The sequence below is a fragment of the Enhygromyxa salina genome (assembly GCF_002994635.1).
GTDB lineage: Bacteria > Myxococcota_A > Polyangia > Nannocystales > Nannocystaceae > Plesiocystis > Plesiocystis salina_B.
In genome coordinates this window covers 95102-101711 of the sequence record NZ_PVNL01000077.1, presented here as the reverse complement: position 1 = coordinate 101711, position 6610 = coordinate 95102, and the positions used below count along the sequence as shown (strand labels likewise).

General features: G+C 68.1%; 6 protein-coding genes. 5 read left to right on the top strand and 1 reads right to left on the bottom strand.

The window, feature by feature from the left end; genetic code table 11:
* From ENSA7_RS43960 to ENSA7_RS20330, 3 genes are all read left to right on the top strand, one after another.
* Window positions 1-239 (top strand): MYXO-CTERM sorting domain-containing protein (locus ENSA7_RS43960; protein WP_219908017.1); only part of this gene is annotated, 239 nt, incomplete at its 5' end.
* A 10-nt stretch (window positions 240-249) separates the two neighbouring features.
* Window positions 250-1713 carry a 4-hydroxyphenylacetate 3-hydroxylase family protein gene (locus ENSA7_RS20335; RefSeq protein ID WP_244923850.1) on the top strand — a complete coding sequence of 488 codons (1464 nt, stop codon included), beginning with the start codon at window positions 250-252 and terminating at the stop codon, window positions 1711-1713.
* Window positions 1710-3779, top strand: coding sequence for a DUF2079 domain-containing protein (locus ENSA7_RS20330; protein ID WP_106090974.1), 2070 nt, complete (start codon window positions 1710-1712; stop codon window positions 3777-3779). Before ENSA7_RS20335 ends, ENSA7_RS20330 begins: the two co-directional genes overlap by 4 nt.
* A gap of 3 nt (window positions 3780-3782) precedes the next feature.
* On the opposite strand, the gene rlmN is transcribed toward ENSA7_RS20330, so the two are convergent.
* Window positions 3783-4931: a 23S rRNA (adenine(2503)-C(2))-methyltransferase RlmN gene (rlmN, locus tag ENSA7_RS20325; RefSeq protein ID WP_106090973.1), complete on the bottom strand. Its 1149-nt coding sequence runs from the start codon at window positions 4929-4931 to the stop codon at window positions 3783-3785.
* Between the two features lie 240 nt (window positions 4932-5171).
* Between rlmN and ENSA7_RS20320 the strand changes: the two genes are divergently transcribed.
* On the top strand, window positions 5172-6056 hold the full coding sequence (locus ENSA7_RS20320; protein ID WP_146157917.1) for an STAS domain-containing protein: 885 nt from the start codon (window positions 5172-5174) through the stop codon (window positions 6054-6056).
* 29 nt (window positions 6057-6085) lie between these two features.
* Entirely contained in the window at window positions 6086-6598 is a 513-nt protein-coding gene (locus ENSA7_RS20315) for a hypothetical protein (RefSeq protein ID WP_106090971.1), read from the top strand.
* The last annotated feature ends 12 nt before the right edge of the window (window positions 6599-6610 follow it).

Below are 6610 nucleotides of genomic sequence, written 5' to 3'. Positions count from 1 at the left end.
AGCCGGCCCCCACGCCCGAGCCCGCTCCCGTAGTCACGGCCGCCCCCGAGCCCGCGGCCAAGACCGACGACGCCAAGACCGAAGATGCCAAGACCGACGCGAAGAAAGACGACGTCAAGAAGGACGACGCCAAGGCGGGCGGCAGCTGCTCGACGGTCGGCAACGACGATCGCGTGATCGGCCTCGCTGGCCTCGTGCTGCTGATCTCCGGCTTCGCCCTGCGTCGCCGTCGCAGCTGAGGCATCGGCCGTGTCCACCCACACGAGCTGGCCGCTGCGCAGCGGCGCCGACTACATCGCCAGCCTCCGCGGCCGCGACCTCGACGTCTACCTGCTCGGCGAGCGCGTCGACGAGCCGGTCGATCACCCGATCATCCGGCCCTCGATCAACGCCGTCGCGGAGACCTACGACCTGGCCGCGCGCGAGCCCGAGCTGGCGACCGCGATCTCGTCGTTGACCGGCGAGCGGGTCAATCGGTTCTTGCACATCGCCCACAGCGCCCAGGATCTGGTCGAGCAAAACCACATGCAGCGCAAGCTGGGCCAGCTGACGGGCACCTGCTTTCAGCGCTGCGTGGGCATGGACGCCCTCAACGCGCTGTACTCGGTCACCTACGAGATCGATCAGGCCCACGCCACGCCCTACCACGCGCGCCTGCGCGAGTTCATCGCGTTGGTCCAGTCGCGCAATTGCGTGATCGGTGGGGCGATGACCGATCCCAAGGGCGACCGCAGCAAGGCCCCGCATCAGCAGACCGACCCCGACCTGTTCCTGCGGGTGGTCGCCCGCACTGACGAGGGCGTGGTGATCCGCGGCGCCAAGGCCCACCAGACCGGCTGCATCAATTCGCACTACCTGATCGTGATGCCGACCATGCGCCTGGGCCCTGAAGATCGCGACTACGCGATCATCGGCGCGCTCCCGGTCGAGGCCCCGGGCATCACCTACATCTATGGCCGCCAGTCCTGCGACACCCGCAGCCTGGAGCCCAGCGCGCTCGATCGCGGCAACCCACAGTACGCCGGGCAGGAGGCCCTGGTGATCTTCGACGACGTGTTCATCCCGTGGGAGCGGGTGTTCATGCACGGCGAGGTCGAGTTCGCCTCAATGCTGGTCGAGCGCTTCACCTGCTATCACCGACGCAGCTACGTGTGTAAGACCGGGGTCGGCGACGTGCTGATCGGCGCGGCGGCGACCGTCGCCGAGTACAACGGCGTCGCCAAGGCCTCGCACATCCGCGACAAGCTAGTCGAGATGACCCACCTCAACGAGACGATTTACGGGACCGGGATCGCGTCGTCGCACCAGGCCAAGCCGACCTTGTCGGGCGCGTACCTCAACGACGACATGCTCGCCAACGTGTGCAAGCACCACGTGACCAAGCTGCCCTACGAGCTCGGGCGACTGGCCCAGGATCTGGCGGGGGGTCTCGTCGCGACGCTGCCCTCGGCCGCGGATCTCGAGTCCGACGCGGTCGGGGCCCTGCTCGAAAAATTCCTCAAGACCCGCGATGACGTCGACGTCCGCGACCGCTGGAAGATCCTGCGCTTGATCGAGAACATGACGCTCGGCCGCAACGCCGTCGGCTACCTGACCGAGTCCATGCACGGCGCCGGCTCGCCGCAGGCCCAGCGAATTCAGATCGCCCGGGGCATGCAGCTCGAGCTCAAGCAGCAGCTCGCCAAGCGGCTCGCGCAGATCGAGGAACCGTGAAGGACCGCGCGCTCGCGATCATCGACGCGCTCGTGAAGGTCGCGCTGTGGACGTGGGCCCAGCGCGTGCGCGTCGCGGGTGTGGTGGCCTGTGGCGCGGCCCCGGGCTACGCGATTTGGATGCTGCGGCACCGCGGCGCGCTCGAGAAGCTGGCGGCGAACCGCGTCGAGGCGGACGTCACCAGCTCGATCCTGACGGCCGTCGCTATCTCGTTGGTGGTCGCGCTGGTGGTGATCGGCGTGGTTCACCTTCGGGGTTCCCGCCAGTCCTCAGACAGCGCCAGTCCTGCAGGCGGATTGGTCGAGGGGTTGGGCGAGACGATCGATCGCTGCTTGCGACACGGCGCGCTCACGCTGACGCTGCCCGCGATCGCAGCGCTGACGACTCCCAAGCTCGAGACCAGCAACCCGTGGTTCACGCTCGCGCTGGCGGCGTTCGCAACCGGGGTCGTCGTGGCCTGGTCCTACGCCCTGCCTCAGCGCGAGCGCCCTCCGGTGAAGCTGTGGCAGGTGCACGCGCCCGCGCTGCTGACCACGCTGGCGGTCGGCGTCTACATCTTCGCGATCTCGCGGCTGGCCCTGCTCCACCACTACAACCTCGTCACCTCCACCCACGACCTTGGCATCTACGACAACCTGTTTTGGAACGCGAGCCACGGCAACGGGCTGCGCTCGACGCTGGTCAAGGGCGACACCCACCTCGCGGCCCACTTTGATCCGATCCTGATCCTGCTGTCCCCGATCTACCGGGTCAGCCCCGGCGCCCACACGCTCATCGTCCTGCAGACCGTGTGGATCGCCGCTGGCGCGGTGCCGCTGTACCTGCTGGTCGTGCGCAAGCTGGGCAGCCACTGGGCCGGGTTTGCGCTGGTCCTCAGCTACCTGGCCCACCCCGGCATCCAGGGCGCCAACCTCTACGACTTTCACTCGCTGAGCCTCGCGATCCCGCTGTTGCTGGCGGCCGTGCTGTTGCTCGAGATCGGCGCGCTCAAGTCCTACGCAGCTGCGCTCGTGTTGCTGTTGCTGGTCCGCGAGGACATGTCGCTGCTGAGCGCCGCGCTGGGCGTGTACGCGCTGGTGACCGGGCGCGGGCGCGTGGGCGTGCTGACGATCCTGGCCTCGATCGTGTACCTGGCCGTGGTCAAGCTGGCGATGATGCCCGACGCCGGTTTGCTCATGGAGTCGACCGACCACAGCTACGGGTACAGCAACTACTTCGAGTACCTGATCCCCAGGGGCCGCGGCGGCGGCGTGCGGACCTTGCTGGAGTCGCTGATCAGCAACCCGGTGTTCGTGCTGCGCAGCGTGGTCAGCGAAGACAAGCTCCTGTACCTCGCGCGCTGCTTTGGCCCGCTGCTGGTCCTGCCCTTCTTCGCCAAGCCGGGGCGCGTGCTGTTGGTCTACGGCCTCGGGTTTTGCCTGCTCGGCACCAAGCCCGCCCTGTTCTCGCTGCACTTTCAATACGTCACCTTGCACACGCCCTTCGCGTTCGCGCTGGTGCCCCTGGTCCTGGCCGACCCGGCCCAGAGCCCGGCGCTGCAGCGCTTCGCGGCCACCCAGGTTCGCTTCGCTCGGGCTGGCGCGCTGGGCTGCGCGGTGATGTCGGTGTTGGTGTCGTGGAAGTACGGCGGCCTGGTCGAGAACGACAGCTTTCAGGCCGGCTACTACACGCTGGTGCGGACCTACGACGAGGAGGCCGCGGCCCGCTACGAGTGGCTGCGCCAGGCCAGGGACAAGATTCCGGCCGACGCCTCGGTCGCGGCCACCGACCACCTGGTCCCGCATCTGTCAGGTCGCGCGATGATCAAGAAGTACCCAGACGCCGACGCGCGCGGCCTGGACTACCTGCTGGTCGACCGGGCCCGACGGCGACGCAGCGGGCCGTCGGTCATTGATATCAAGCCGCTCGAGCGCTCGGGCGCGTATGTGGTGATCGACGAGCACCCGACCGGGCTCGCGCTGCTGCAGCGCGACCCCAGCGTGCCGCTGCCTGCCGACCCTGCCAAGAAGTCCAAGAAGTCCAAGAAGTCCAAGAAGTCCAAGAAGTCCAAGAACAGCAAGCCGTGACGCTCACCGGCCCGATCCAGCGCCAACCACCAGCTGCCCGCACGCCGCCGCCACGTCGCGTCCACGGTTGACACGAACAGTCACCCGACACCCAGCGGCATGCAGCGCCGCCGCAAACTCGCTGACCCGCTCGGGCGAGCTGGCCCGCATACCAGGAGCGGCGTGGTGCGGGTTGAAGGGGATCAGGTTGAGCATGTGGGGCAGGCCGTCGAGCCAGGCCACGAGCCGGTCGACGTCGTCGTCGGCGTCGTTGATGCCAGCGAGCATCACGTACTCCACGGTGATCCGCTCGCGGGCCTCGAACGGCCAGCGCCCGAGGGCCGCGCGCAGCTCGGCCAGATCCCACTTGCGATTGACCGGCATGATCGCGGTGCGGGTCGGGTTGGTGGTGGCGTTGAGGCTGAGCGCCAGGCGTGGTCGCCGTGGCGCGCGGGCGAGCTCGTCGATGCCCTTGACGACACCCGAGGTCGACACCGTGATCCGCCGCGGCGACAGCCCCAGCCCGAGCGGATGGCACAGGGTCGAGATCGCGTGGACCACCTCGGTCACGTTGTGCAGCGGCTCGCCCATCCCCATGAACACCAGCGACAGTTGATTGGAGGTCTTGGGCCCGATCCGATCCATGGTCGCCAGGACCTGGCCGACGATCTCCCCCGCGCTCAGGTTGCGGACCAACCCCATGCTCGCTGTCGCACAGAACCGGCATCCCATGCCGCAGCCAACCTGGGACGACAGGCACATCGTCACCCGTGGGGCCCGGACATCGCGGGGCATGTGCACGGCCTCGAACGCGTCGCCGCCACTGCGATAGACAACCCGTGTCGTGCCATCGCTCGCGCCCACGTCCCGCTCGACCTCGGGCAGGCGCAGATCCGTGTGCTCGACCAGCCACCGGGCCGCGGCTTGGTGCAGCGGCGGCTCGACGTGGGTCCACGTCCATGGTCGCTGGAGCCGCTGGAACGCGTTGTTGACCGACCCCGGACAGCCCCGCTCGGCCAGCTGCTCTGGGACCAACCCGAACGCGCTCGGCGACGCGGCGCGGGTGCTCTCGCCCCCACCTGCTCCGGCGGCGCGCTCGAGCAGCTCGAGCATCGAGCCGGGTGACGCGACGCGACGCGTTCGCGTGCCAACGAAGGGGCGGATCTGGATCATCGCTGATGCCCAGGGTTACCGAACGACCGATGCGTCGCAAGTGGCGGGCGATCGCCACCCCCCGCGGGCGCAACGTTCTCGCGCTCGGCGCATGAGATCTCTGGACCCTCCGCCCGCGACTACGATATCAAGGAGCCCAGCGTCGCGCCTCGAGCAGCGCTTTGTTCGAGCACGGCACCCGTGCTCTCGCGCTTCGAGGCGCTCAGGTTTACGTGCATCAGATTGACTGGTGAGCCCGTCATGTCGGTCCCTCCCCTCACCCCACTCACCGCCGCGCACGCGCGACTCGCCGAGGTCGTCACGCTGCGGCTGTCGATGCGGAGCGCGAGCGTGTTCCGTCGGGTCGGCAAGGACGTCTGCCACGCGCACGTCGAGGCGGCCCTGGCGGGGCTCGAGCAAGATCTGATCTCCGGCAAGCCCGACAACGTTCGCGCGGTCGTGCATTCGTTGGTCACGGAGCTCGCCGCCTCTGGGTTGGCGTTCGCGGATCTGCGCTTCTACACCCAGACACTTCGCAACGCGGTGCGCGAGGCGCTGAGCGCCTCGCCCGACGCGGACGCCCTCCGGTTGCTGATCGAAGGCTGGTTCTTCGAGCTGCTCACGGTCTGCACCACGCGCTTCATGGCCTGGCGCGACGAGAAGATGCAGCGCGAGACCGCGCAGATGGGCATCCAGCGGCTCGAGTCCCAGCTCGTCGAGCTCGAGGTCGCGCTCGAAGAAAAGACCAAGCTGCTCGAGCTCATCCGTCAGGCGTCCACCCCGATCGCGCCGGTCGTGAGCGGCATCCTCGTGGTCCCGCTGGTCGGCACCTTCGACGCGTTTCGGGCCGAGATGCTGACCGAGAAGCTGCTGCAGGAGATCGCGCGCCGTCGCACCAGGGCCGCGATCCTCGACATCTCTGGCGTCCCCGTGTTCGACACCGCGGCCGCGCAGATGATCATCCGTCTGGCCCGGGCGGTTCGGCTGCTGGGCACGGCGGTGTTCTTGGTGGGCATGTCACCCGACACCGCGAGAACGATCGTCGATCTCGGTATCGACCTCACCGGAATCCAGACCCTCGCGACGCTGCAAGACGGCCTCGCTCGCGCCCTGGTCCTGCAGCGCCTGAAGATTACGCCGCTCTAGCCTCTGCTCTAGCTCTGGGAGAACGCCACATGACCGTCGAAGAAAAACAGTATCACGGTGCTGCGCTCAACTCGTTCATCTTGGCCCTCGGTCACTCGGAGGTCGTGATCAACAAGCTGCTGGCCGACGCTGGCGTCGACCGGATCGACCCGGACACCTGGTACGACTTCGAGTGGGCCAGCGGGCTCTACTTCAAGATCGAGGCCGAGGTTGGCCGCAGCGCGGTCATCGAGGTCGGCCGCAAGATGATCGAGACCGCCGACTTCCCACCCGACATCGACGGAATTCACAGCCTGCTGATGAGCCTCGACCACGCGTACCGGCTCAACGCCCGTGGGCCCGGCATCGGCGTGATCACCTGCACGCTCGAGGACGACTACAGCGCGACGCTGGTGTTCACGCCGCGGTTCCCGTGCGCGCTCAACCTCGGGATCATCGAGGGCTGCTGTGCACGGCACGGCGCCCAGGCGCTGATCGAGCATGGGGCCAACGGGTGCATCGACACCGACGACGGCCCCTGCACCTACCACGTCAGCTGGTGAGGGGCCGTCAGG

Bases quoted from the DNA above. Each gene is read 5' to 3' on its own strand.
- rlmN (WP_106090973.1), bottom strand. From the start codon at position 4,931: ATGATCCAGATCCGCCCCTTCGTTGGCACGCGAACGCGTCGCGTCGCG.
- ENSA7_RS20320 (WP_146157917.1), top strand. From the start codon at position 5,172: ATGTCGGTCCCTCCCCTCACCCCACTCACCGCCGCGCACGCGCGACTC.
- ENSA7_RS20315 (WP_106090971.1), top strand. From the start codon at position 6,086: ATGACCGTCGAAGAAAAACAGTATCACGGTGCTGCGCTCAACTCGTTC.